Here is a 786-nt window from a genome sequence, read left to right as displayed (position 1 = left end):
GCACCGGCGCGCCCGGCGGGGGAGGCGGGACCGGTGCGCCCGGGGGCGGCACGGGCGCAACCTCTTCCAGCGGCAGGTACATGTGCTTGGTGAACTGCGGCTGGTACGCGCCGCCACCGCCGACCTTGACCCCACCGCCCTCGCCGGAGGACACCGCGGTGCCGTCGGGCAGGGTCACGGCGGTATGGCCGCTGTTCCATCCGATCACCAGGGCGCCCGGCTGGGTGCCGTATTTGAAACCACGAGCCAGCAGGGCGCTCTCCTGATTGCCGGTGTTGAACCGGTCGCCGAAGACCGGTCGGTTGGTCGCGGCGTTGCTGACCCAGGATGCCAGTCCGGAGCAGTCGGTGCCCGCGGGCGAGTCCCCGCCCGAGATGTACGGCGTTCCCGACACCTGGCTGACAAGTGCCAGAAGTGAAGCTACAGCAAACATGGCGACGGACGTTAACAGAGCCATTTGTAAGCGGGCAAAATTCTGTGACTGCGTTCACATTTCGGCATAAGCCCAGTAGGGCTCACACAATGACTCGCGAACTGGGTTGTGCCGAGCCGCCATTCGCAGGCGTACGTGCACCGATCTTGAATTACCGCAAACGCTGCCCGGTGGTCGGTGAATCACTGTCGGCGCACAACGAAAAGCCGTCAGTAGCAGCGTATTTGGACGCAACCGAAATTCGAGCGAACTACCAGACCCAGACGGACATGTCGGCGGGTGGGTAGTTCTGGCAGACCGCGGTGGAGGCGGCGACGACACCCTTGTTGTTGAAGAAGATCTTGGCCCAGTTC

General features: G+C 64.1%; 2 protein-coding genes. Both read right to left on the bottom strand.

All coding sequences use genetic code 11. From position 1 onward, the window contains the following. Nucleotides 1-457, bottom strand: a 457-nt coding sequence (locus BST17_RS28545; RefSeq protein WP_234807873.1) for a C40 family peptidase, incomplete at its 3' end; no start/stop codon positions are given. A gap of 226 nt (nucleotides 458-683) precedes the next feature. Further along, nucleotides 684-786 (bottom strand): DUF5078 domain-containing protein (locus tag BST17_RS28540; RefSeq protein WP_133053622.1); only part of this gene is annotated, 103 nt, incomplete at its 5' end.

The sequence above is a fragment of the Mycolicibacterium bacteremicum genome, from assembly GCF_002086115.1.
Taxonomy (GTDB): domain Bacteria; phylum Actinomycetota; class Actinomycetes; order Mycobacteriales; family Mycobacteriaceae; genus Mycobacterium; species Mycobacterium bacteremicum.
The sequence above is the reverse complement of the archived record's forward strand: the minus strand, read 5'-3'. Positions and strand labels throughout refer to the sequence as shown.